Below are 21,958 nucleotides of genomic sequence, written 5' to 3'. Positions count from 1 at the left end.
GTCTTGTACGTTTTTTGCATGGCCGACCAGCGGAACGTCTCCGCCTGGCGTCCCCGGGTCCCGGGCGTCGTCGAGGTCTTCCACGCCCACTACACCGAGTACAGCTACCCGATGCACGTCCACGACGCCTGGACGCTGCTCATCGTGGACGCCGGTGCCGTGCGCTACGACCTCGACCGGCACGAGCACGGCACGCCGCACGACACGGTGTCGCTGCTGCCGCCGCACGTGCCGCACAACGGCGCGCCCGCCACCCCGGACGGCTTCCGCAAGCGCGTCCTGTACCTGGACACCTCCCGGCTCGGCGAGGAGCTGATCGGACGCGCGGTCGACGCCCCCGACCTGCGCGACCCGGTGCTGCGGCGGCGGGTCGGCCAGGTGCACGCGGCGTTGGCCCTGCCCGGTGACGAGCTGGAGGCCGAGAGCAGGCTGACGCTGATCGGGGACCGGCTGCACGCCCACCTGCGCCCCCGGGGCGCGTCCCGTTCCCCCCGGCCCGACCCCGTCCTCGCCCGCCGGCTGCGCGAGTTGCTGGACGAGCGGGTCGTCGAGGGCGTCGGGCTGGGGGAGGCCGGCGGGCTGGTGTCGGCCCATCCGGCCCATCTGGTGCGGGCGTTCAGCACGGCGTACGGGATCGCGCCGCACCAGTACCTGATGTCCCGCCGGGTGGATCTGGCCCGGCGGCTGCTGCTCGCGGGACGTGCGCCGGCCGAGGTGGCGGGCGCGACCGGGTTCTACGACCAGGCCCATCTGACACGGCACTTCAAGCGGCTGGTCGGTGTCACACCCGGGCGCTACCGCACCGGCGCGCGGCGGAGCCGACCGGACGTCAGTCCTCGGAGCGCTCGATGAGGTGCTGGAACGCCTCCAGGTTCCGCGTCGACTCGCCGCGCGAGGTGCGCCACGCGTACTCCTTGCGGATGGCGGAGGCGAAGCCCAGCTCCAGCAGGGTGTTGAAGGCGCCGTCGGCGGCCTCCAGGACCTGCCCGAGGAGGCGGTCGATCTCGTCGGCGGTGACGGCGGACAGCGGGAGCTTGGCGGTGACGTAGACGTCACCGAGGCGGTCGACGGCGTAACTCACCCCGTACAGCTTGAGGTTGCGCTCCAGCAGCCAGCGGTGGACGGCCGGTTCGTTCTCGTCGGGGTGCCGGACGACGAAGGCGTTGAGGGAGAGGGAGTGCCGGCCGAGGAGGAGGGAGACCGTGGTCGACAGTTTCCGGGTGCCGGGGAGCTTGACGACGTAGTTGCCGGGCTCGGGGCTCTCCCACTCCAGCTCGGCGTCCTTCAGGGCGCCCTCGAGGACCTGCGCTGCCTTCTGTGCCTCAGCCATGGTGGGAGCGTACGCGACGGCGGTGGGACTGGGTCGCGGCCGTGTAGACGTCGGCGGTCGCCGCGGCGGCGCTGTCCCAGCCGAAGGACTGGGCGTGCCGGGCGGCGGCGTCGCCCATGCGGGAGACGAGTTCCGGCCGGTCGGCGAAGTCGCGCAGCACGCGCGCGTAGGCGGCGGGCTCGTGGCCCTGGACGAGCCGGCCGGTGTGCCCGTCGCGCACCGCGACCGGGAGGCCGCCGACCGCGGCGGCGAGCACGGGCGTGCCGGCCGCCTGGGCCTCGATGGCGACCAGCCCGAAGGACTCGCTGTAGGACGGCATGACCAGCACCGACGCGGCCCGGAACCAGTCGGCGAGCTGCTCCTGCCCGACCGGCGGGCGGAACTGTACGACGTCGGCGATGCCGAGCCGCGCGGCGAGCTTCTGCAGGCCCTCCGGCTTGGCGAGGCCGCTGCCGCTGGGGCCGCCCACGACGGGGACGACGATGCGGGAGCGCAGCTCGGGCCGCTCGTCGAGGAGGACGGCGACGGCGCGCAGCAGGACGTCGGGGGCCTTAAGGGGCTGTATGCGGCCGGCGAAGAGCGGGATCAGGGCGTCCTGCGGCAGGCCGAGGCGGGCGCGGGCGGCGGCGCGGCCGTCGCCGGGGCGGAACCGGTCGAGGTTGACGCCGGGGTGGACGACGGCGACCTTCGCGGGGTCGGCGGCGTAGTGCCGGACGAGTTCGTCGGCCTCCTCGGCCGTGTTGGCGATGAGCCGGTCGGACGCGGCGACGATCTGAGTCTCGCCGATGACGCGGGCGGCCGGTTCCGGGGTGTCGCCGTCGGCCAGGTTGGCGTTCTTGACCTTGGCCATGGTGTGCATGGCGTGCACCAGGGGCGCGCCCCAGCGCTGCGCGGCGAGCCAGCCGACGTGGCCGGAGAGCCAGTAGTGGGAGTGCACCAGGTCGTAGTGGCCGGGGCGGTGTCCGGCCCAGGCCTGCATCACCCCGTGGGTGAAGGCGCACAGCTGGGCCGGCAGCTCCTCCTTGGCGAGCCCCTCGTAGGGGCCGGCGTCGACGTGCCGGACGAGGACGCCGGGCGCCAGTTCGACGGTGGGCGGAAGGGCGGCCGTGGTCGCGCGCGTGAAGATCTCGACCTCGATGTTGATCGCGGCGAGGCGCTGCGCGAGCTCCACGATGTAGACGTTCATGCCGCCGGCGTCGCCGGTGCCGGGCTGGTGGAGCGGTGAGGTGTGCACGGAGAGCATGGCGACGCGGCGGGGCCTGCGATGCAGCCGCAGCCGCGTGGGGGCCGCCGGTGAGCGACGCCCGAGCCTGCTGACGTACTGGCTCACGAGCCGTTCCTCCTCGCTGCGGGCATGCCGGTCGGAGGGCACGCGCCGCCCTCCAAGGGGTCGGAACACCGGATGAAGGTGCTCCATTTCCGGTTCCCCGCCCTTTACCGAATCATTACCGGCTATCGCTCAACCGTTCGAGGGCGCGGTGCGTACGAGGGCCTCCATCCCTTTCCGCCACGCCTCCGGCAGGTCGGCCCCGGGAGGGAACCGGCCGTGGATCTCCAGGACCGTCATCCCGTGCGCGAACGCCCAGACCGAGCGCGCCAGGTCCCCGTCGCCCGCGCAGGCCTGCAGCACGGGTGCGGCGGCCCGGTCCTCCAGGCCGGCCGGGAGGGACTCACGGGGCAGGGGGCGTTCGTTGGCCAGGCAGTACAGGTGGGGATGGGCCAGCGCGTAGGCCCGGTAGGCCCGCGCCAGCGCCACCGGCGAGCCGGGCTCCCGCGCCACGGCGGCCTCCATCGCCTCGGCGGCCTCGGCGAGGAACTGGGCGATCAGCTCGACCTCGACGGCCTTCTTGTCCGGGAAGTGCTTGTAGAGGGAGGGGGCCTTGATGCCGAGCCGGTCGGCGAGCGCACGCAGGGTGAGCGCGGCGGGCCCGGACTCCTCCAGGAGGGCACGCGCCGCCTCGGCGATCTCACGGGCCCGGGGGGACAGACGGTCAGCCACGCTGGAAGCCCTCCTTCGTACGCAGTCCATAGCCGAAGGCGCGATCGTACGAGATGTGGGCGAGCCACCCGCACAGTGCCGCGAACGCCGGCGCCCAGGCCAGCGGCACCACGGCGCAGACCACGACGAGCGCGAGCGGGACCGTGGCGCGGTGGGCGGCGTTGTAGAACGGCACCGCGCGGGGCGGCAGCTGCCCCTTCTCCATGCGGGGCGCGTCGGACAGGCCCACCAGGAAGGTCAGGTCGGGCGCCACGAAGAAGACGAACGCCAGGAGCCCCGCGAGCCAGCCGTGGTTCACCGCCTCGAGGACGGCGAACGCGGACCAGAAGAGCGCTCCCAGCAGCCAGGCGGTGCGCCGGACGCGGGCGAGTGCGCGCGAGGGCCGTGGGGTGGCGGCGGGCGTCGCGGTGACCGTGCTCATGGTGTCGTTCCCCTTCTGTCGGGCGGACCGGCGCTTTGGCTAACACCGTTAGCTCCACCGTAGGGCTAACGGTGTTAGCCGTCAAGGGGCGTCCTGACCCGGTCCGGCCGGGGCCGGCCGCATACCCTCGTACGCATGACAGCCCGCGCCACCGCCCGCCCTGTAGGCACGGTCACGCGCGGGACGACGAACCCGAACCGGCTGCGCCGCATGGACCGCTGGATCGCGGCCGTGCACGGCGCCGAACTGCGCCGCGCCGCCGACCCCGTCGCCGTCGACCTCGGCTACGGCGCGGCCCCGTGGACCGCCGTCGAACTGCTGCACCGCCTGCGCACGGTCGCGCCGCGCACGCGCGTGGTGGGCGTCGAGATCGACCCGGCACGGGTGGCGGCGGCCGAGCCGTACGCGCGCGAAGGGCTCGCCTTCCGGCACGGCGGCTTCGAGGTCCCCGTCACCCCGCCCCCGGCGCTGATCCGCGCGGCGAACGTGCTGCGCCAGTACGACGAGGACGAGGTCGCCGCCGTCTGGCAGCGGCTGTGCGCGCGGCTCGCGCCGGCGTCGCCGCACTCGGGCGGCGGGCTCCTCGTCGAGGGCACGTGCGACGAGATCGGGCGGCGGCACGTATGGGTCGCGCTCGGACCGGAGGGGCCGCGCACGGTCACCTTCGCGACCCGGCTCGGCTCGCTGGACCGCCCCTCCGACCTGGCCGAACGGCTGCCCAAGGCGCTCATCCACCGCAACGTCCCCGGCGAGCCGGTGCACGCCTTCCTGCGCGACTTCGACCGGGCCTGGGCCGCCGCCGCGCCCTACGCCTCCTACGGTGCCCGCCAGCGCTGGATGCGGGCGGTGCGGGACCTGGACGCCGACTGGCCGGTCACGGACGGACCGGCGCGGTGGCGGCAGGGCGAGGTGACGGTGCGCTGGGAGGCGTTGGCCCCGCGCGGCTGACCGGCGACCCGCGCGGCGGGAACGATCTCCGTGCGGCGTTCGTCACACACCGGGGAAGCACCGCGCCCGGACGGCGGGGGAAGAGGAGAGAAGCGGACGCCGGGCAGGCGGGAAGCGCACGGGAGCGGGCGGCGGCAGCGGGCGGGACAGGGCGGGGAACAAGGCGGGAACAGCGCGGGGGACAGGGGGAGAAGCGGCGGCAAAGCCGCGGCAAGCAGGGGGAAGCCCTCCACAGGCCCCGTAAGCACCCCCTCTGTCGCTTTCCGCGCCGACGTGGCACGATCCCTCGAGCGACCGTAAGTTACTGACGGTAAATCAGGTGGGGGCGAGGTATGCGTACGGGGAAGCGTGGCTTGACGACTGCCGCCGTGACCGTGGTCTGCGCGGTCACCGTGCTGGCCGCCCCGGGCACGGCGTTCGCGGACCCGGGCCCCACCCCGTCACCGACGGCCTCCTCCACGGCACCGCCCGCGGCGGCTCCCGACAAGGACCTGGAGGCCGTGCGCACGAAGCTCGACAAGCTCTACCGCGCGGCGGCCTCGGCCACGGAGGAGTACAACGCCGCCGAGGAGAAGGCCCAGCAGCAGTCGGCCGAACTCGTCTCGCTGGCCAAGAAGATCGTCGAGGGCCGGCAGAAGCTGGACGGCCTCAAGGACCGCGCGGGCGCCGCGGCGCGCGCCCAGTACCGCACCGGCGGGCTGTCCGACGAGGCCAAGCTGGTGCTGAGCGAGGACCCCGAGGAGTTCCTCGACGACACCGGCCGGGTGATGCAGGGCCAGCGTGCCACCAAGGGTCTGCTGGGCGAGATGACCCGCGCCCAGGAGGACCTGCAGGCCTACCAGGCGGACGCCTCCGCCCAGTGGAAGAAGCTGGAGGCCAACCGCAAGGCCAAGGCCACGGCCCAGAAGAAGGTCGAGGCGCAGATCGCGGCGGCCGAGAAGCTCGAGTCCGAGCTGGAGCAGGAGGAGAAGGAGCGCCTCGCCCGGCTGGAACGGCTGGCCCAGGAGAAGGCACAGGCCGCCTGGCTCGGCTCGGGCGCCGTCCAGGACCTCGACGCCTCCGCGACCGAGCAGGGCAGGAAGGCCGTGGAGTACGCCACCGCCCAGATCGGCAAGCCCTACCGGTGGGGCGCCGAGGGCCCGAAGGCGTACGACTGCTCCGGTCTGACCTCGCAGGCCTGGGTGGCGGCCGGGCGGGCGATCCCGCGCACCTCGCAGCAGCAGTGGCAGCAACTGAGGCACGTCGACATCAAGGACGTGCGCCCCGGCGACCTGATCATCTACTTCGACGACGCCAGCCATGTCGGCATGTACGTCGGCGACGGCAAGGTCGTCCACGCTCCGCGTCCCGGGCGCACGGTGACGATCACGGGGGCGGGCACGATGCCGATCCTCGGCGTGGTGCGGCCGGACACGGCGGCCGAGCCCGCGGGGTGACGCGGGCCACCCGGTCCGCGCCCGGGGCGTGACACCGCCCACGTGACCCGGTCCACGCCGGACGCCCGCCCCGCGTGACGTTCGTCATCCCCGTACCGCGGTCGTCGTGTCCAACTGCGGTACGGAACGCGGCATATGACAGTGGCCGATGGCGGCCCGACGTGTTGTGGACCATTCCGCAGCGGCACCGTCACCCGCTATGGTCCCCGTCGGTGGGTCGAGGTCCCTCGCTCCGCCATGCCCTCGGGGGGAGGGAAGGAACCCAGACGATGCCCGTACCCGTACCGCGGCAGAGGGCGATCCCGGCCGCGGAGTGTGGTCAGGCGCCCGCCGCGTCCGCGCGGAGCGGCCGTTCCCCGGAACAGGCCCCGCTCGGGACGAACCCGGCCGAGAACCCCGCCGACCCGCGGGAGAACCCGACGGAGAAGCGCGAGAAGGCCACGGACCAGCGAGAGAGCACCACTCCGACGAACCTGACGCTGCTGCTGATCGAGGACGATCCGGCCGGCTCGCCGATCGTGCCCGACCTGCTCGACCAGGCCGGCAAGCCGATCCGCGTCCGCACGGCCCGCAACCTCACCGAGGCCGAGCGGCTGCTGACCGACGACGTCCACTGCATCCTGCTGGACCTCGCCCTGTCCGCCCCGGCGCGGGCGGGCGACGGCGAGGGCGACGACGAGCTGGCGGTGCTCAAGCACGTACTGGAGCTGGCGCCCCGGCACGCCGTGCTCGCGCTCACCTCCTCCAGCGACGCCGAGCGCGGCGCGGAGGCGGTGGCGGTCGGCGCGCAGGACTACCTGTTCCGCGACGAGCTGGACGGCCGGCTGCTGAGCCGGGCCATCCGCTACGCCGTCGAGCGCAAGCGGTCCGACTCGGCGGAGCGGCGGCTGGCCGAGGGACGGCTGCGCGCGCAGGAGAACGCGCGTCTGGAACGCGGCCTGCTGCCGACCCCGCTCCTGGAGGGCTCCCCGCTGCGCTTCGCGGCCCGCTACCGTCCTGGCCGTTCGCGTGCCCTGCTCGGCGGCGACTTCTACGACGTGGTCCGCACCCCGGACGGCACCGTGCACGCCATGATCGGCGACGTCTGCGGGCACGGCCCGGACGAGGCGGCGCTCGGCGTGGAGCTGCGGATCGCCTGGCGCGCGCTGACCCTGGCGGGACTGTGCGGGGACCAGCTGCTCGGCACGCTCCAGCAGGTGCTGGAGCACGAGCGCTCGGACGACGAGATCTTCGCGACCCTGTGCACCGTGGACATCGCGCCCGACGGGCGCCGCGCCGGCCTGTGCCTGGCCGGGCACCCGGCGCCGCTGATCGCCGGCCCGGGCAGGCCCGCCCGTCTGCTGCCGTACGACAACAACGGCCCGGCGCTCGGCCTGCTGCCGGGTGCCCGCTGGCCGCGCATGCAGGTGGAGCTGGGCGCGGAGTGGAGCCTGATGCTCTACACCGACGGCCTGATCGAGGGCCACATCGGCGCGGGCCGCGAGCGGCTCGGCCAGGACGGCATGGTGGAGATGGTCCGTCGCCGCTTCGCCGACGGCCTGCGCGGCGAGGAGCTGATCCAGACGGCCGTCGACGAGGTCCGCGACCTCAACGGCGGCGAGCTGACGGACGACGTGGCCGTCCTGCTGCTGGACCGGATCCCCTGACCGCCCCGGAGGGCGGCGCGGGCGTCAGCGTCCGCCGTTGTACGGTCCGTACGGGCCGTCGCTGCTGGAGCCGCGGCGGCTGTTGCGGCCGCCGCCCGGCAGACCGCGCAGCACGGGCCGCACGTCGACCATGTACACGATCGTCGCGACGAGACCGATGATCGGCAGGAACGACAGGATCGGGAACAGCAGGTTCACCACGAACGCGAGCGCGAGGACGATCAGCCAGAACGGCTTGGTCTTCTTGTCGGCCGCGCGGTAGGCGTCCTCCCGGCGTGTGGCGGCGTCGATCAACGCGAAGCCGCTGAAAACGATCAGGGCGGTGCTCAGCAGCCACATGAAGCCTGCGAACCCCTGCATCAGCACAACGTCCACCACCAGACTCGGGTCGTCCTTACGCGGTCACCGTACCCGGAGAACGGGCCGGACACCCCAAGGGTGCCCGGCCCGCGTGTGCTTCCGGTCTCCTACTTGGCGGGCGGAGTCGGCTTCTTGGCGGTGGTCGCGGTGGTGGGGCCGGGGGTGGGGCCGGGGGTGGGCTTCCGCACCGGAGCCTTGCGGGCGGCCGGGGTCTTCTTCGCCGCGGCCGGCTTGTCCTCCGTGACCGTGACGGGCTCGCGCTTCGGCTCGACGGCCACGGCCACCTCCTCCACGCCCTCGGCGAGGTCCTCGATGCCGTCGGCGGCCTGGCCGCGCCAGGTGCGCACCGCCTGCTCGCCGTGCTCGGCGACCTTCTCGTAGGTCTCCCGGGCCTTGACGGCGTACTCGGCGGCGACGCCGACACCGCGCAGCGCGAGGTCCTGGGCGGTCTCGCCGAGCTTCCTGAAGTCGGCGTCGAGGGACCCGAGGAGCTCGTTGACCTTGGTCTGCAGGGTGCCCTGCGTCTCCTTGACGCGGGCCGTCGCCTTCTCCTGGACGGCCTTCGGGTCGGTGTTGCGCACGGCCTCGATGCGCGCCGGCGCCTCGGAGCGCAGCTGCTCCACCAGCACCGGAACCTTCTTGGCCTGCTGGAAGGCCAGGTCGGCGGTGCCGGCGGCGAAGTAGAGGGGGGTGGGGTCGCTGAAGGTCTTGCGCAGGTCGTCGGTGATGGCCATGGTGCTGGTCCTCCCGGAATGCGTTCGGCTGAGGGTGGGTTGGTGGTCCCGCGCCCGGCCGGCCGGCTGTTCGCTCCTGCTCATCCGGCCGTCTGCTGCGGGGCTGCGTCGCTGTCGCCGCTCGTAGGGGGGCGGCGGCCGGGTATGGAGCCGCCACCGGGGCCGCTCTCGGGGGCGTCGTCGGTCCCGAACCCGTTCTCCTTGCGGAAGGAGTCGTAGATCTGGAGCAGTACCTGCTTCTGCCGCTCGGTCAGCGTGGGATCGGCGAGGACGACCGCACGCGTCGTGTCCTCCCGGCGGCGCTCCTCCCCGTCCCGCTCCGCGTCCAGGATCCCGGCACGCACGTACAGCGTCTCGGCGGAGATCCGCAGCGCCTTGGCGACCTGCTGGAGCACCTCGGCACTCGGCTTGCGCAGCCCGCGCTCGATCTGGCTCAGGTACGGATTCGACACCCCCGCGGCATCGGCGAGCTGCCGCAGCGACAGCTGCGCGTTGCGCCGCTGCTCGCGCAGGTACTCACCGAGATTGCCGACGTTGAGCGAAGCCATGACTCCACCATGCACCAGCGTGCTAACTATTGCAAGCAACCGCTTGCAAGAGTGTGCCCGTCCCGTCGGGCGGCCGGGCTCACACCAGTTCGGGCTGGGGTCGCGCCTGCGGCGCCGGTACCGGCACGGCCCCGGGGGCCCAGAGCCGCGTGGTCCGCGTGTACCCGTACACCACCGAGGCCATCGCCAGCAGCAGCAGCGGCCCGGCCACCCACGGGTGCGCGGCCATCTCCACGGGCAGGTACCGGTACGAGACCAGCAGCGCGGCGAAGACCGCCGCACCGTGGGCGACCAGCCGGACGCCCGGCCAGTCCAGCCCGCGGTCGAACGCGCGCAGCGCCCCCTCCACCGTGTACGCGAACACCACGCCGGCCACCAGGTCCACGCCGTAGTGGTAGCCGAATCCGAGCGTCGCGGTGAGCGTGGCGGCCAGCCAGACCGCGCCCGCCCAGCGCACGGCACGGGGGCCGGTGCGCGAGTGGATGAAGATGACGACGGCCCACGCCGTGTGCAGGCTGGGCATGCAGTTGCGCGGGGTGAAGGCGTCGTACGGCATGTGCTGCGGAGCGCCGGCAGGCGGCAGCGTGTGCGGCCAGAGGTGGGCCAGCGCCCACTCCCCGCCGCCGGTGCCCCAGGCGCCGTCGCCGTAGGCGAAGATCGGCCCGACCACCGGGAAGACCATGTAGACGGCCGGCCCGAGCAGGCCGACGGCCAGGAAGGTGCGCACGAGGTGGTGGCGCGGGAAGCGCCGCTCGGCCGCCACCTTGCGCAGCTGCCAGACGGCGATGACGACCGCGGCCACGGGGAGCATGACGTAGACGAAGTCGAGGATCCCGTGGCCGACCGGGCCGGTGGCGCCGACGATCCGGCCGGCCACCCACGACGGGTTGCCCAGCGCGTGGTCGGCGCTCGCCAGGTACTGGTCGAGCACCGTCGGGCGGGTCCTGGACGTGATGAGCAGCCAGGCGTCACCGGTCTTGCGGCCGGCCACCAGCAGCAGCCCCAGCCCGACGCCCTTGAGGAGCAGGACGCGCTCTCGCCCCGTGCGGCGCGTGACGGCGACCACCGCGCCGCCCAGGATCACCCACAGGGCTCCGTTGCCGAAGTTCATCTCGGCACCGATCGCCCACCGCACCAGGGCGAAGACGACGTCGATGCCGACCGCGAGGCCGGCCGCGACGAACCGCTGCCGCCAGGTGAGCACCACCATCATCAACGCCATGCTGGCGTACAGCAGCGGCCCGGAGGCGGGGGCGAGGACCACCTCACGCGCCTGGTTGGTGATCGGTCCCGGCTCGCCGTAGTGCCGCGCGGCGATCTCCAGGGCGACGAGGAAGGCGAGGACCGCCGCACCCCCCGTGGCCCACAGCATCACCCGTGGCCGACGCCACGCGGCGAACGTGCTTCTGACGCTTATTCGCGACAACAGGCGCGATGCTGCAGATATCAATTTTTGGCCGATTTGTGAGGAACAGACGGTTAAGAAAACACGAACGAGTGATGGGCGATCACCGCAAGTTCGGACATGCTAGCGAATCCGGTGCGGGATGCGTCCATGACTGCGGGCCCCTCCCGGCAAGTGCCCCCGCAGCACGGCGAGCGGCGCCGGCGCTCCCCTGGGCGGGTCCCGCTCGTGGCGCGAGCCTAGGCACCGCTCCCGTCGGCCGCGGAGACCGGCTCCAAAGCCTTCGCCGCCTCCCACAGGACGCCCAGGAACGCCCTTCTGCGGGCGACCACGTCACGCCCCAGCTCGCTGTCGTCCCGGCACCAGCGGGTCAGCAGCGACCCGTGCCCGATCAGGTCGAGCAGCTGGTCGTCGTCGTGCGACCGCGACGGGGCAGGGACCAGGGAGCGGTACTCGTCCGGCCGTAGGTCGATCTTGTCGTAGATGCCTTCGAACACCACGTCGTCGTTGATGACGTAGAGCTTCAGGAACGGCGACATGTGCACCGCCCGGAACTCGACGGACAGCGTGCCCTGCCCCCTGCGGAGCATCCGGCCTCGCATCAACCGCAGTTCGCGCTCGTACCCCGCGATCTTTCCGACCAGGTAGCGGCGGAATCCGGGCGCGTCCGCCAGCTTGCCGTCCGCGTCCCGCACCAGCCCGGGAACCTCCGTCGGCCGGGTGAAGTCCGGCACCAGGATGCGGACGGTCACCGACCGCGACGGGTCCGGAGGGAGATCCTCCAGCACCCTCCTCATCGGGTCGGCGAACGTCTCCCCGGTGAAGCACATCCCCCACAGCTGGACGTCACCGCCGCGCCGCAGCGCCGTGGCGCACTCCCGCACCAGCTGGTCCGTCGTGGCGTGCTGGCCCGACTGCGGCCGCAGCCGCGCCGTCAGGTCCCGGACCTCCTCGCCCAGCTGCCGGACCGTCTCGTCCAGGCGACGCGTCTGCTCCCGCTGCGCCTCGTGCGCCGCGTTCAGCCGCAGCACCTCCGCGTAGAGCACGTAGCCCACGATGCTGAGCAGCGCTCCGCCGATGTAGGTCTTGCCCTGCAGGGCGTCGCCCACCGGCTTGACGAACTGGGCCACCAGCCCGACGCAGAAGACGGCCAGCAGCAGCACCCGGGTGGCCGTCGTCTCGGCACGACTCCACCGCGCCGCCGTCCTGCCGCCCGGCGACGGTCCGCGCTCCGGCACCAAGTCCCCCTGTGACCACGTGAGTTGTGTGGACCCACTCATGGTGCCGGGTACCGGTGCCGACAGGAAGGGGGCGGCGCGGGGTTATGCGGGCCGTCGGACCGGGTCCGAGGGGGCGCCCTCCGGCCGGCCGTGCTCAGCGTGCCAGGCCCGTAGCGCGTCCAGGACCTGCTCCCGGCCCGGTACGTCGACCAGCCGCAGGGGCTCGCGGGCCCGTCGCGTCGCACGGCGGACGCGGTCGGCAGCGAGGCCGAAGTGCTCCGGGGCCGCGTCGGCGGGCAGGTCGATCGCCGCGCGCATGACGTCGGGGAAGACGGACTGGGCGTGCTCGAAGGCGAGGTAGACGGGGAGGTCGTCGTCCAGGCCGGCGGTCAGCTCGGCGAGGCCGGCCGCCTCCATCGCCCCGGCCCACAGCTCCGTCATGCGGACCTGGTCGTGCTTCTCGTACCCCATGCGGACGAGGTGCGTCGCGAGGTCGTGCAACGGGTCACCGAATATCGCCAGCTCCCAGTCGATCACCGTGAGCCGCTTGCCCCGGAGGACCGTGTTGGCGCGGTGGACGTCGGTGTGCAGCAGCCGGAACGGCCGGGCCGTGCGGCAGCGGTGGTCCGCCGCGAACCGCGCCATCGCGTCCCGGGGGACGCCGACCGCGTCGAAGAGCGCCCCGAAGCGCTCCCGGTTGGGGCGGTGCACCCGCTCCTCGGTGAAGCGGACGAGCCAGTCCAGGAAACCCTGGGTGTCACCGTCCTCGGGCCAGTCGCCGGGGCGGGCCGGGAGTTCCGCGACAGGGACCCGCGCGGTCCTGACGAAGAACGCGGCGAACTCGCGCATGAGCGTCTCGTCCGGGCCCCCGGTCCCGTCGGGCCGGAGCTCGCTGAGCGCCCGGCCCATCCGGTACCGGTGCACGGAGCGGTCGCCGAGGTCGGCGAGGCACGCCGGCACCTCGCGCAGGTGCCGGCACACGACGCGGAGCACCTCCGACTCCCGCGGCCAGATGCGCGGCACGACCTCGACGGTCGCCAGCGGCACGCGGTACTTGAACCGGGTGAACGGCACGGCGCCCAGCAGCAGCGCCAGCACCGGTCCGGCGCGCAGCACGTAGTTGGTGTTGTGGTGACCGCGCAGCACCTCGCCCCTGCCACGGAGCCTTCGGGACTCCACAAAATGGCGCACAAGCGCCTTGTGCGCTCGGTGGGGCAGACGGTGCATGGCCGGAGAGTAGCGCCTCGCGCCCGCCACCGGCGGACGCGTCCGAACGGTGTCCGCCGAACGCCGGATCAGCCGCCGGACGCGCCGCCGGTACGGAGCACCGCCAGCAGCGGCTCGAAGGAGCCGACGACGGTGTCCGCGCCGGCGTCCCTCAGGTCCTTCTCCTTGCGTTCGTTGCGGGCGTAGCCGAGGAAGGGGACCTGGGCCAGCCGGGCGGCCTCGCAGTCCGAGGGGGAGTCGCCGATGAACAGGGAGGCCGACGGCGCGGCCCCCAACGCGCCGAGCGCCCGGACGAGGGTGTGCGGGTCGGGCTTGAGGAGCCTCAGCTCCTGCGTGCGGCCGTAGACGTGCGGAGCGAAGCAGGGCAGCAGGCCCCGGCCGGTCAGATAGGCGCGCACGACCCCGGGGGCGTTGTTGGTGGCGACGGCCAGCCGGACGCCCACGGCCGTCCAGGTCCGGATCAGCGGATCGGCGTACGCGGTCGGCATGGCGGAGGCGGTGGCCCGCAGCTCCTCCTGCGTGAGACGTTCCTCGAGTTCCGCCACCAGGTCGCTGTCGGGATGCCGGCGGTCGACCGCGCGGAGCACCGCGTGCGGGTCCGGCGACTCCCGCTCCGCCGGGGTCAGCAGGCCGCGCAGCCCGCGCCCCTCGAGCCAGTCGACGAGGTCGGCCGCCACCCGCTCCGCCGTGTGCCCGGCGAACAGCCGGCAGATCGGCCCGTCGAAGTCCCAGAGCACGAAGCGGGCGCGGCGCACCAGCCGTCCGAGGTTCTCCGTGTCCGCCGCCGCCGACTCGGTCTGCGTCGTATCAGAAGTCACTAGGAGAGTGTCATGTCCGTGGTGATGGTTTCCCAGAGGGCGTCGAACCACTTCTGTGATTCCTTCACGAACACCGCGTCCCGCTGCCCCGTGCGCGTCAGGAAGGAGAACAGCAGCGACTGGGATCCGAGGGCGTCGTACATCTCCAGCGTCCGGCTCTCGTACTCCTCCTCTCGCCGGGTGAGCATGTAGTAGCCGAGGAGCGCCTCCTCGCCGTTGAGCAGGTACAGCTTCATCGGCGGGGTGAAGGGCAGCGCGCGGAAGGCGATGCGCACGTCGACGCGGTGGGTGGACCGCACGGCGTACAGGTTGTGCTGGAGGACGCGGGCCTGGGCGTTGCGCATCTGCAGCCAGCGCTGGTGGACCGGGTCGTCCTCCTCGTCCTCGACCAGGACGGGGAAGGCCAGCTCGATGTCCCGCGACGGCATCAGCACGCGGAAGTCGATCGACTCCGGCCGGATCCGGCCCTCGTGGATCAGCCGGAGCGGCTCGCTGAGCGCCAGCATCAGCGTCTCCGAGGTGTGACACACGACGTCCACCCGCACGTGGGGCACCGAGAACGCCTCCGCCAGCCGGGGCCCGAGTGCCACCATCGTCGGCTGCGGCTCGCCCCGGAGGGGCGGGGGCTCGGCGATGCGGGGCGGGCTGCCCTTGCTGACGTTGGTGAGCAGGCCGTCCTCCTGGAGGGCCCGCAGGGCCTGGCGGACGGTGCCGCGCTCGACCTTGAACTCGTCGGCCAGCTCGGCCTGCGTGGGCAGGCGGTCGCCCGCCCTGAGCTCACCCCCGCGGATCCGTTCCCGCAGGATGTCGGCGATCTCCTGGGCCGAGAGCCTTCTGCTGCCGTTCACGGACACGTTCTCCTGAGTCACGACCAGACGCTACAACTCCGACCTACCTAGCGGGAGTTGTTTGAAACTTGTTTATAACCAGTAGCCAAGTGGGGACAACATAGGCAGAGTTGGTTGCCAACTTATCCGAGTTGGCGGAAGTTTTACGTCCCGAAGCTTCCGAAGGGGGAAAGACCATGCCCGTCCTCGCCCTCGTCTCCGCGATCTTCGTCGTCGCCTTCGAGCAGATCGTCCAGTGGAAGTACGGCGCCACCGGAGTCGTCGGCCTGCTCCTGCTCACCATAGGCATCAAGGCCAAGAGCCCGTCCGTCAGCTCGGCCGGCGCCGTGGTGCTGGCCCTGCTGGTCGCGGGACCCGCCCTGTGAGGGGGCGGCCCCCGGATCCGCACGGGGGACATCCGACGTGGGAGGCGGTCAGTCCGTGAGCAGCAGCTCCGAACTGATCGTCTCCCACAGTGCGTCGAACCACAGGTGCGACTGCCGCACGAACGACGTGTCGCGCGGACCGGCCCCCTGCTCGAAGGCGAACAGCGTCGAGCGGGTGCCCTCGGCGTCGTACACCTCCAGCCGCTCCTCGCCGACCTGCTCCTCGCGCCGGGTGAGCGTGTAGTACGCGAACAGCGCCTCCGTGCCGTTGAGCAGGTACAGCTTCACCGGCGGGGTGAAGGGCAGCGCGCGGAAGGAGACGCTCACGTCGATTCCGTGGGTGGCGCGCAGCGCCAGCAGGTTGTGCTTGAGCACCTGTCCCTGGGCGTTGCGCATGGCCAGCCACCGTTCGTGCACCGGGCCGGCGCCGCCGCGGTCCGCCACCGGCACCGGGAAGGCCAGGTCGACGCCCCGGCCCGGCAGCAGCACACGGACGTCGACCTTGGCCGGTTTCCGCCGCCCGGCGTGGATCTGGCGCAGCGGTTCGCCGATGGCGAGCGTGAGGGAGACCGCGGTCAGGCACAGCGCGTCGATCGTGACGTGGTCGGCGGCGAAGGCGTCCGCGATCCGCGGGGCGAGGGCCACCGTGGTCGGCTGGGGCAGCACGTCCGGCCCGGTCAGGGCCTTGCCGGGGTCCGGCGCGACGGTCGCCGGGCTCCCTTTGGACACGTTGGTGAGCAGGTGCTCCGACTGCAGGATGCGCAGGGCCTGGCGGACGGTGCCGCGCTCCACGCCGAACTCGTCGGCCAACTGCGCCTGGGTGGGCATGCGCTGGCCCGACTGCAACGTCCCCGACCTGATCCGGGCGCGCAGTTCGTCGGCCACCTCGCGATGGGTTCTCGCAGGCTCCTGAGGCTTCTTCCGCCCGTTGACGGAGGCATGTTCCCGCTCCACGACCAAACACTACAACTTCCCGCCATCTTTGGGCAGTTCGCGGAAAGGTGGTTATCGGTCGCCCCCAAGCGGAGATAACTAAAGAGAAGTTGGCTGCCAACTTGGGCAACGTGGTCAGACCCCCTTGGGGGTTGGCCACCACGTGACAGCAGAAGGGGAGCGTCCCGCGCGGGACGGCCCGAAGGGGGACCGCCATGCCGCTCATCGCCATCGTCGTCGCCGCTCTGGCCATCGGGTTCGAGCAGCTGGTGCAGTGGAGGTACGGACCGATGGGAATCATCGCGTTCGTCGCCCTGTCCATCGGCATCAAGGCGAAGAACACCGCGATCGGCGGGGTGGGCGCGGTGATCCTCGTGATGCTGCTCGCCCAGTCCGGCTGAGCCGGCGCACCGCTGTCCGGTCTCTCCTCCGGAGGGGAGCCGGGAGCCCGGACAGCCGGTCGGCACCACCGCACAACAACCACAACCGAAGAGCAGGCGCTGACTACGGACAGCGCGTCCACCCGTCGCCGGCAGAAGGGAGCGGCCTCAGAACATGTCCGGGCACCAAGGCCGCCTGGGCGTACGCAGCAGGGCGTCGGCCAGCCGGGCGGCGCCCGCTCGCTCTTCCCCGATCCGGCCGAGCGCCGCCAGCCGCACGGCCGACTCGTCACCCAGCCACAGTGCCGCCAGCTCGCCGACGTCGAGCACCAGGTCGGCGCTCCCCGTGGCCGGCGTGCAGGACGCCCCGCTCTCCGTGGCCTCCAGCCGCCACCGCCCGCCGGTCAGCCCGTCCCGGTCGACGACGTCCAGCACCAGCGCCCCCTCGGCACCGTACGTGCGTGCCTCCAGCGCCCGTACGACGTCCAGGATCCGCACCCACAGCCAGTCCGCCTGCGTGACGATCCTCGCGGCGCGCGGGTCCGGCAGCAGGTGCGGGAGCAGGTCGTCGGGGGCCCGCCAGCCGCTCCTGACCGTGGTGATCCAGTCGATCGAGCACAGGTACCGCCACAGCGCCCGCTCGGCGGCCGGGGTCACGCCGATCAGCCAGTCGACGGTCGCCGTGTTCAGCGGCTGCTTGGCGTCGCCCCACCTGTCGTCCGCCCGGTAGGAGACCATGCCCTCGACCTCGCCGCCGGCCGAGCGGTACACGGCGTAGAACGGCTCGGTCCACGGTCCGGCGTCCATGCGCACCGCACCGGTCCTGGCCAGCCACCAAAGCTCGGCCCGGCTGACCGCGCCCGGCTGGGCCCGGCGCAGCCGCTCGTGCAGTTCGGGGCCGAGCTTGCGGACGTCCTCGCCGTCCACGAGGTCGATCCGGCCGCCGTCCTCCGGAGCGGTCCGGCACGGGTCGAGACCGGCCCGGGGCACGTCGACGGCCCACTCGGTCATGGTGGTGGCGGGGCCGAAGCCGTAGCGGCCGTAGATCCGGTACTCCGCCGCGATCAGCGTGGCGACGACGTCTCCGCGTTCCTTCGCCGCCGCCAGGTCCTGCGCCATCATGCGGGTGAGCAGGCCGCGGCGGCGGTGGGTCGGGCTGACGGTGACGTTGGAGACGGCGTCGGCCGGGACGACGGCCCCGCCGACGGCGGTGACCTCCTGGTCGAAGGACCGGAAGGTCGCCACGCAGCGGTCGCCGTCGAAAGGTCCGAGGAGCCGGCCGGGGACGAACTGGTGGCGGCGAGCCTCCAGCTGTTCGGCGCCGACGGCGGGCGGCTGCAGGAACCCGGTGTTCAGGGCGCGGTTCCAGTCGGGGAGCTCGGCCTCGGTTATGGGACGTACGTCGATGTCGGTGCGGCGGGTCATGCGCTCACGGTAGGTCGCCGACCACCCCGCCGTCGCGATGTTTTGCCCCGCCGCCGCGCGCCCCCCTGCGCTCCCCCGCGTCAGAAGGCCGCGCGGATCTCGCCCACCTCGTGGCCGCCGCCCAGCAGCGGGGCGCGGCCGATGCGCTCGACCACCGGGGCGTCCACGCCCAGCAGCGTCAGTGCGCGGGCCAGGACCGGGCCCAGTGCCCGGCTCGCCCCGTCCTCGACCTTGAAGGCGAGCGCGCGGCCGTCGGGCAGGGCCACCGCCTGGACGGCCTCCGCTCCCATCTTGGAGAGCGTGCCGGGCACCTCGTGCATCAGCCAGGTGTCGGCGCGGCGGGTTCCGGCGACGTACTCGGGGTGGGCCCGCATCGCGTCGGCGACCCGGCGCTCCGCGGTGCCGGGCTCGGCGCCCACGAAGGTGCGGAAGGCGCGGGCCAGCCCGACCAGGCTGATCGCCATCAGGGGTGCCCCGCACCCGTCGGTGCCGACGGCGGCGACCGGTTCGCCCGCCGCGTCCTCCACGACCCTGTGGATGAGCCGCTGGAGCGGGTGGTCCGCGTCGAGGTAGCTCTCCAGCGGCCAGCCGCGCTGGGCGCAGACGGCCAGCATCGCGGTGTGCTTGCCGGAGCAGTTCATGGTGATCCGGTCGGGCGCCGCGCCCGAGGCCAGGTACGTGTCCCGTTCCTCCGGGTCCAGCGGCAGGTCGGGCGGGCACTGGAGCAGGGCCGGGTCGAGGCCGTGCTCGTCGAGCATCTTGCGGACCAGGTCGCGGTGGAAGGGCTCCCCGGAGTGGCTGGCCGCGGCCAGCGCCAGCCGCTCCCCCGCGAGGTCGAGACCGGCCCGCAGCACGCCCGCCGCCTGCATCGGCTTGTTGGAGGAGCGCGGGAAGACCGGCGCCGTCACGTCCCCGAGCGCCAGCTCCACCGCTCCGTCGGCGGCCAGGACGACCAGACTGCCCCGGTGCCGCCCCTCCACGAAGCCGGACCGGACGACCTCGGCGAGGACGGGCGGCGCGACGGGCGAGAGGGCGGACGTGGGCGCGGACGGGGACGCGGGCATCGGCGGTGGCCTTCCGGACGGGTGACCCGCCGCCGTGACGGCTCGGGTTCACCGAGCCCTCGGGGGCGGCTGTACCGGGCCGCTCCCCGCGTCACACGAGCAGGTCGTCGACTTGTGCTTCCCCCTCACGGTACCGGCGTGCGATCTCCGCGCTGCAGTCGTCGGCCGTCCGCTGCAGCCGGTGGCGCCGCCGGGAGACCTGCTGCTCGTAGCGCACGAGGCGGCCCATGGCGGCGTTCAGCTCCGGATCGGTGCGGGCCGTCAGGTCGGACAGCTCCACCTCGCCCAGCATCTCCGCGGCCAGCCGGCGGCCCTCCTCGCTGCGCGGTGTGCCGAGCGTCACATGGCGCGCGGAGGACCGCTGCCGGGCCGGCGCGTCGGTCAGGATCTCCGGCAGCCGTGCCACGACGGACGGCACGGACTCCGCGGCCGTCACGTCCGGATCCACCACGGGCCCCGGGCCGCGCCGCGCCAGCTCGGCCCGCAGGATGTCGATCCGCCCCTGCAGCAGCCGCCGTACGTAACTGAGATCGGCCTCCTCGCGCTGGGCGTCCCGGCGCAGGGTGCGCAGCTCGGGCAGGCTCAGCACGGGCAGGTCGTGCTCCGGCGGGCCCACGGGCAGCTCCGGGCTGTCCGTGCGCTGCACGGGCGGCCGGGGCGGCTCGAGGCCCCCCGGGCAGGTCCACGCGACGGCCCCAGGCGGCTGTCCCGTACTCGGTGTGCTCATATCCCTCAACCGTCCCCTCGACCGGCGTCTGGGGAGCATCGTGCCACCCCAAGTGGCCGCTATGTGACCGAGTGCCCCCGATCGGCCCCAGATGGGGGGTTACGGAGCGAAAAGAAGCCCCCGTACGGCCCGCCCGCCGGAGCCTCCGGGCGGCACGGCATCATGGCGGCATGCGTGCGGTGGTGCAGAGAGTGGACGGCGCGAGCGTCGTCGTGGACGGCGAGACGGTGGGCGCGATCGACGGCGAGGGACTGTGCGTCCTGGTCGGCGTGACCCACGAGGACACGAAGGAGAAGGCGGCGCAGCTGGCCCGCAAACTGTGGTCGGTGCGGATGCTGCACGAGGAGAGGTCGTGCAGCGACATCGACGCCCCGCTCCTGGTGATCAGCCAGTTCACCCTGTACGGCGACGCCCGCAAGGGCCGCCGCCCCACCTGGAACGCCGCCGCTCCCGGGGATGTCGCCGAGCCGCTCGTCGACGAGGTCGTCGCGCAGCTGCGCGCGCTGGGCGCGACCGTGGCGACGGGCCGCTTCGGCGCGACGATGCGGGTGTCGCTGACGAACGACGGCCCGTTCACGGTGCTGATCGAGGTCTAGGGGGTGGGTGTCGTCCGGATCAGGCCGGCTCCGGACCACGGTGCCGTGCTGCCGACCCGAGCGTGCCGGACCCCGTGACCCCGGCAAGATCCGAACGACGCCCCCTGGGAGCCCCTACGGCTCGACGACCGTCTCCTGGGCGGCCGCCGTGCCCTCGGCGACCAGCCGGGCGTCCACCGGCACGTTCCGCTTGACCAGGGCGAGGGCGACCGGGCCGAGCTCGTGGTGGCGCACGGACGTGGTGACGAAACCGATCCTGCGGCCGTCGGGCCCGTCGTCGGCGAGCCGGATCTCGGCCCCGGCGGGCGGCAGGTGGACCTCGCTGCCGTCCAGGTGCAGGAAGACCAGCCGACGCGGCGGCTTGCCCAGGTTCTGCACGCGGGCGACGGTCTCCTGCCCCCGGTAGCAGCCCTTCTGCAGGTGCACGGCCGTGCCGATCCAGCCCAGCTCGTGCGGGATGGTGCGGTGGTCGGTCTCGAAGCCGAGGCGGGGCCGGTGCTGCTCGACGCGCAGCGCCTCGTGGGCGAGGATCCCGGCCGGCGGACCGGCCTCGGCGGCGAAGGCCTCCAGCTCGTCGCGCGGCAGGAAGAGATCACGGCCGTACGGCGTCTCCCGCACGACGGCGCGCTCGGGGGCCGCGGCGATGGAACCGGCCGGCAGATGGACGACCGCGGTGTCGGCGGTGCGGTCGGCGACCTCGACCCGGTAGAAGAACTTCATCGACTCCAGGTAGGCGATCAGCTCCTCCTGGCTGCCGGGCTCCACGTGGGCCCACACGGTCTCGCCGTCGTCCACGAGGTACAGGGCGTGCTCGATGTGACCGTTGGCGGAGAGGATCAGCGCCTCGGTGGCCTCGCCGGCCGGCAGCTCGCTGACGTGCTGGGTGAGCAGCAGGTGCAGCCAGGCCAGCCGGTCGTCGCCGCTGACGGTGACGACACCGCGGTGGGAGAGGTCGACGAAGCCGGTGCCGTCGGCGAGGGCACGCTGCTCGCGGAACAGGTCGCCGTAGTGGGCGGCGACGCCTTCGTCCACGCCCTCGGCGGGGACGGCGCCGGGCAGGGACAGCAGGGGGCTCTTCATACGCCTAGCCTACGACTCGGCGTTCGGACCCTTCCGGGAGCACTCCCGGCACCGGCCGAAGATCGCGAAGTGCTTCATGTCGGTGTCGAAGCCGAACTGTTCGCGCAGTTTCGCGGTGAACTCGGCGGCCACCGACAGGTCGGCCTCGATGACGTTGGTGCAGTCCCGGCAGACCAGGTGGATGTGGTGGTGCCGGTCGGCGAGGTGGTAGGTCGGCGCCCCGTGCCCGAGGTGGGCGTGGCTGACCAGCCCCAGCTCCTCCAGCAGCTCCAGCGTGCGGTACACGGTGGAAATGTTGACCCCCGACGCCGTCTTCCTCACTTCGCCGAGGATGTCGTCGGGGGTCGCGTGTTCCAGGGTGTCGACGGCTTCGAGCACCAGCTGCCGCTGCGGGGTCAGCCGGTAGCCGCGCTGCCTGAGGTCGCTCTTCCAGTCGGTGCTCACCACA

25 protein-coding genes are annotated in these 21,958 nt (G+C 73.0%); 7 read left to right on the top strand and 18 right to left on the bottom strand.

All coding sequences use genetic code 11. From position 1 onward, the window contains the following. Positions 1–18: 18 nt before the first annotated feature. The gene (locus ACGF3H_RS19025; protein WP_362489786.1) at positions 19–852 is read left to right on the top strand and encodes an AraC family transcriptional regulator; all 834 of its coding nucleotides are present in this window, start codon (positions 19–21) and stop codon (positions 850–852) included. Here the strand turns inward: ACGF3H_RS19025 and ACGF3H_RS19020 are convergent. The 4 genes from ACGF3H_RS19020 to ACGF3H_RS19005 form a co-directional block, all read right to left on the bottom strand. Beyond that, positions 830–1,330 (bottom strand): YbjN domain-containing protein, encoded by a 501-nt coding sequence (locus ACGF3H_RS19020; protein WP_362489784.1) that lies wholly within the window; start codon positions 1,328–1,330, stop codon positions 830–832. The two genes, ACGF3H_RS19025 and ACGF3H_RS19020, sit on opposite strands and share 23 nt — an antisense overlap. Next, on the bottom strand, positions 1,323–2,660 hold the full coding sequence (mshA, locus tag ACGF3H_RS19015) for a D-inositol-3-phosphate glycosyltransferase (RefSeq protein WP_362489782.1): 1,338 nt from the start codon (positions 2,658–2,660) through the stop codon (positions 1,323–1,325). The genes ACGF3H_RS19020 and mshA overlap by 8 nt, the downstream gene beginning before the upstream one ends. Positions 2,661–2,789: 129 nt before the next feature. Continuing rightward, complete coding sequence (locus ACGF3H_RS19010; RefSeq protein WP_393816510.1) at positions 2,790–3,359, bottom strand: TetR/AcrR family transcriptional regulator; 570 nt, start codon at positions 3,357–3,359, stop codon at positions 2,790–2,792. Next, entirely contained in the window at positions 3,322–3,750 is a 429-nt protein-coding gene (locus ACGF3H_RS19005; protein WP_362489779.1) for a DUF4260 family protein, read from the bottom strand. Before ACGF3H_RS19005 ends, ACGF3H_RS19010 begins: the two co-directional genes overlap by 38 nt. Positions 3,751–3,885: 135 nt before the next feature. Here ACGF3H_RS19005 and ACGF3H_RS19000 point away from each other — a divergent pair, with 135 nt between their 5' ends. The 3 genes from ACGF3H_RS19000 (at position 3,886) to ACGF3H_RS18990 (ending at position 7,780) form a co-directional block, all read left to right on the top strand. Next, positions 3,886–4,698: a class I SAM-dependent methyltransferase gene (locus tag ACGF3H_RS19000; RefSeq protein WP_362489777.1), complete on the top strand. Its 813-nt coding sequence runs from the start codon at positions 3,886–3,888 to the stop codon at positions 4,696–4,698. Positions 4,699–5,030: 332 nt separating this feature from the next. After that, positions 5,031–6,134: an NlpC/P60 family protein gene (locus ACGF3H_RS18995; RefSeq protein WP_362489775.1), complete on the top strand. Its 1,104-nt coding sequence runs from the start codon at positions 5,031–5,033 to the stop codon at positions 6,132–6,134. Between the two features lie 269 nt (positions 6,135–6,403). Beyond that, entirely contained in the window at positions 6,404–7,780 is a 1,377-nt protein-coding gene (locus tag ACGF3H_RS18990) for a fused response regulator/phosphatase (protein WP_362489773.1), read from the top strand. A gap of 24 nt (positions 7,781–7,804) precedes the next feature. Here the strand turns inward: ACGF3H_RS18990 and ACGF3H_RS18985 are convergent, their stop codons facing one another. From ACGF3H_RS18985 to ACGF3H_RS18950, 8 genes are all read right to left on the bottom strand, one after another. After that, on the bottom strand, positions 7,805–8,140 hold the full coding sequence (locus ACGF3H_RS18985; protein ID WP_362489771.1) for a DUF2516 family protein: 336 nt from the start codon (positions 8,138–8,140) through the stop codon (positions 7,805–7,807). 107 nt (positions 8,141–8,247) lie between these two features. After that, positions 8,248–8,874 carry a hypothetical protein gene (locus ACGF3H_RS18980; protein ID WP_362489769.1) on the bottom strand — a complete coding sequence of 209 codons (627 nt, stop codon included), beginning with the start codon at positions 8,872–8,874 and terminating at the stop codon, positions 8,248–8,250. An 80-nt stretch (positions 8,875–8,954) separates the two neighbouring features. Continuing rightward, positions 8,955–9,422: a helix-turn-helix transcriptional regulator gene (locus ACGF3H_RS18975; RefSeq protein WP_362489767.1), complete on the bottom strand. Its 468-nt coding sequence runs from the start codon at positions 9,420–9,422 to the stop codon at positions 8,955–8,957. Between the two features lie 79 nt (positions 9,423–9,501). Next, positions 9,502–10,794: a phosphatase PAP2 family protein gene (locus ACGF3H_RS18970; RefSeq protein WP_362489765.1), complete on the bottom strand. Its 1,293-nt coding sequence runs from the start codon at positions 10,792–10,794 to the stop codon at positions 9,502–9,504. Between the two features lie 272 nt (positions 10,795–11,066). Then, the gene (locus ACGF3H_RS18965) at positions 11,067–12,065 is read right to left on the bottom strand and encodes an ATP/GTP-binding protein (protein WP_362489763.1); all 999 of its coding nucleotides are present in this window, start codon (positions 12,063–12,065) and stop codon (positions 11,067–11,069) included. A gap of 84 nt (positions 12,066–12,149) precedes the next feature. After that, the gene (locus ACGF3H_RS18960; RefSeq protein ID WP_362489761.1) at positions 12,150–13,274 is read right to left on the bottom strand and encodes a phosphotransferase; all 1,125 of its coding nucleotides are present in this window, start codon (positions 13,272–13,274) and stop codon (positions 12,150–12,152) included. 68 nt (positions 13,275–13,342) lie between these two features. Continuing rightward, complete coding sequence (locus ACGF3H_RS18955) at positions 13,343–14,092, bottom strand: HAD family hydrolase (RefSeq protein WP_362489759.1); 750 nt, start codon at positions 14,090–14,092, stop codon at positions 13,343–13,345. Continuing rightward, positions 14,092–14,967, bottom strand: coding sequence for a winged helix-turn-helix domain-containing protein (locus tag ACGF3H_RS18950; RefSeq protein WP_362490049.1), 876 nt, complete (start codon positions 14,965–14,967; stop codon positions 14,092–14,094). Before ACGF3H_RS18950 ends, ACGF3H_RS18955 begins: the two co-directional genes overlap by 1 nt. A 149-nt stretch (positions 14,968–15,116) precedes the next feature. Here ACGF3H_RS18950 and ACGF3H_RS18945 point away from each other — a divergent pair, with 149 nt between their 5' ends. After that, positions 15,117–15,305, top strand: a complete 189-nt coding sequence (locus ACGF3H_RS18945; RefSeq protein ID WP_362489757.1) for a hypothetical protein — start codon at positions 15,117–15,119, stop codon at positions 15,303–15,305. A 48-nt stretch (positions 15,306–15,353) separates the two neighbouring features. Here the strand turns inward: ACGF3H_RS18945 and ACGF3H_RS18940 are convergent, their stop codons facing one another. Beyond that, positions 15,354–16,265, bottom strand: a complete 912-nt coding sequence (locus tag ACGF3H_RS18940) for a GntR family transcriptional regulator (protein ID WP_362489755.1) — start codon at positions 16,263–16,265, stop codon at positions 15,354–15,356. A gap of 188 nt (positions 16,266–16,453) precedes the next feature. On the opposite strand from ACGF3H_RS18940, the gene ACGF3H_RS18935 reads away from it, so the two are divergent. Continuing rightward, on the top strand, positions 16,454–16,639 hold the full coding sequence (locus ACGF3H_RS18935) for a hypothetical protein (protein WP_077799238.1): 186 nt from the start codon (positions 16,454–16,456) through the stop codon (positions 16,637–16,639). 147 nt (positions 16,640–16,786) lie between these two features. Here ACGF3H_RS18935 and ACGF3H_RS18930 read toward each other — a convergent pair whose 3' ends face one another. The 3 genes from ACGF3H_RS18930 to ACGF3H_RS18920 all read right to left on the bottom strand — a co-directional run bounded on the left by ACGF3H_RS18930 (position 16,787) and on the right by ACGF3H_RS18920 (position 19,834). Then, positions 16,787–18,043, bottom strand: a complete 1,257-nt coding sequence (locus ACGF3H_RS18930; RefSeq protein WP_362489753.1) for a GNAT family N-acetyltransferase — start codon at positions 18,041–18,043, stop codon at positions 16,787–16,789. Between the two features lie 80 nt (positions 18,044–18,123). Continuing rightward, positions 18,124–19,107 carry an asparaginase gene (locus ACGF3H_RS18925; protein ID WP_362489751.1) on the bottom strand — a complete coding sequence of 328 codons (984 nt, stop codon included), beginning with the start codon at positions 19,105–19,107 and terminating at the stop codon, positions 18,124–18,126. Between the two features lie 91 nt (positions 19,108–19,198). Continuing rightward, complete coding sequence (locus tag ACGF3H_RS18920; protein WP_362489750.1) at positions 19,199–19,834, bottom strand: aerial mycelium formation protein; 636 nt, start codon at positions 19,832–19,834, stop codon at positions 19,199–19,201. A gap of 170 nt (positions 19,835–20,004) precedes the next feature. Between ACGF3H_RS18920 and dtd the strand changes: the two genes are divergently transcribed. Further along, entirely contained in the window at positions 20,005–20,430 is a 426-nt protein-coding gene (gene dtd / locus ACGF3H_RS18915; protein WP_362489748.1) for a D-aminoacyl-tRNA deacylase, read from the top strand. 114 nt (positions 20,431–20,544) lie between these two features. Here the strand turns inward: dtd and ACGF3H_RS18910 are convergent, their stop codons facing one another. Then, positions 20,545–21,510 (bottom strand): folate-binding protein, encoded by a 966-nt coding sequence (locus ACGF3H_RS18910; protein WP_362489746.1) that lies wholly within the window; start codon positions 21,508–21,510, stop codon positions 20,545–20,547. A 9-nt stretch (positions 21,511–21,519) separates the two neighbouring features. Beyond that, entirely contained in the window at positions 21,520–21,957 is a 438-nt protein-coding gene (locus tag ACGF3H_RS18905; protein ID WP_362489745.1) for a transcriptional repressor, read from the bottom strand. Between the last annotated feature and the right edge of the window lies 1 nt (position 21,958).

It is taken from the genome of Streptomyces sp. NPDC048185 (assembly GCF_043202495.1).
Classification (GTDB): domain Bacteria; phylum Actinomycetota; class Actinomycetes; order Streptomycetales; family Streptomycetaceae; genus Streptomyces.
This window is presented reverse-complemented; position numbering and strand designations above follow the sequence as displayed.

What these genes read in the sequence shown, in the direction of transcription:
- ACGF3H_RS19025 (WP_362489786.1), top strand. Translation starts at nt 19, where the DNA reads ATGGCCGACCAGCGGAACGTCTCCGCCTGGCGTCCCCGGGTCCCGGGC.
- ACGF3H_RS19020 (WP_362489784.1), bottom strand. Translation starts at nt 1,330, where the DNA reads ATGGCTGAGGCACAGAAGGCAGCGCAGGTCCTCGAGGGCGCCCTGAAG.
- ACGF3H_RS19010 (WP_393816510.1), bottom strand. Translation starts at nt 3,359, where the DNA reads ATGGACTGCGTACGAAGGAGGGCTTCCAGCGTGGCTGACCGTCTGTCC.
- ACGF3H_RS19005 (WP_362489779.1), bottom strand. Translation starts at nt 3,750, where the DNA reads ATGAGCACGGTCACCGCGACGCCCGCCGCCACCCCACGGCCCTCGCGC.
- ACGF3H_RS19000 (WP_362489777.1), top strand. Translation starts at nt 3,886, where the DNA reads ATGACAGCCCGCGCCACCGCCCGCCCTGTAGGCACGGTCACGCGCGGG.
- ACGF3H_RS18995 (WP_362489775.1), top strand. Translation starts at nt 5,031, where the DNA reads ATGCGTACGGGGAAGCGTGGCTTGACGACTGCCGCCGTGACCGTGGTC.
- ACGF3H_RS18990 (WP_362489773.1), top strand. Translation starts at nt 6,404, where the DNA reads ATGCCCGTACCCGTACCGCGGCAGAGGGCGATCCCGGCCGCGGAGTGT.
- ACGF3H_RS18985 (WP_362489771.1), bottom strand. Translation starts at nt 8,140, where the DNA reads ATGCAGGGGTTCGCAGGCTTCATGTGGCTGCTGAGCACCGCCCTGATC.
- ACGF3H_RS18980 (WP_362489769.1), bottom strand. Translation starts at nt 8,874, where the DNA reads ATGGCCATCACCGACGACCTGCGCAAGACCTTCAGCGACCCCACCCCC.
- ACGF3H_RS18975 (WP_362489767.1), bottom strand. Translation starts at nt 9,422, where the DNA reads ATGGCTTCGCTCAACGTCGGCAATCTCGGTGAGTACCTGCGCGAGCAG.
- ACGF3H_RS18970 (WP_362489765.1), bottom strand. Translation starts at nt 10,794, where the DNA reads ATGCTGTGGGCCACGGGGGGTGCGGCGGTCCTCGCCTTCCTCGTCGCC.
- ACGF3H_RS18960 (WP_362489761.1), bottom strand. Translation starts at nt 13,274, where the DNA reads ATGCACCGTCTGCCCCACCGAGCGCACAAGGCGCTTGTGCGCCATTTT.
- ACGF3H_RS18945 (WP_362489757.1), top strand. Translation starts at nt 15,117, where the DNA reads ATGCCCGTCCTCGCCCTCGTCTCCGCGATCTTCGTCGTCGCCTTCGAG.
- ACGF3H_RS18935 (WP_077799238.1), top strand. Translation starts at nt 16,454, where the DNA reads ATGCCGCTCATCGCCATCGTCGTCGCCGCTCTGGCCATCGGGTTCGAG.
- ACGF3H_RS18930 (WP_362489753.1), bottom strand. Translation starts at nt 18,043, where the DNA reads ATGACCCGCCGCACCGACATCGACGTACGTCCCATAACCGAGGCCGAG.
- ACGF3H_RS18925 (WP_362489751.1), bottom strand. Translation starts at nt 19,107, where the DNA reads ATGCCCGCGTCCCCGTCCGCGCCCACGTCCGCCCTCTCGCCCGTCGCG.
- ACGF3H_RS18920 (WP_362489750.1), bottom strand. Translation starts at nt 19,834, where the DNA reads ATGAGCACACCGAGTACGGGACAGCCGCCTGGGGCCGTCGCGTGGACC.
- dtd (WP_362489748.1), top strand. Translation starts at nt 20,005, where the DNA reads ATGCGTGCGGTGGTGCAGAGAGTGGACGGCGCGAGCGTCGTCGTGGAC.
- ACGF3H_RS18910 (WP_362489746.1), bottom strand. Translation starts at nt 21,510, where the DNA reads ATGAAGAGCCCCCTGCTGTCCCTGCCCGGCGCCGTCCCCGCCGAGGGC.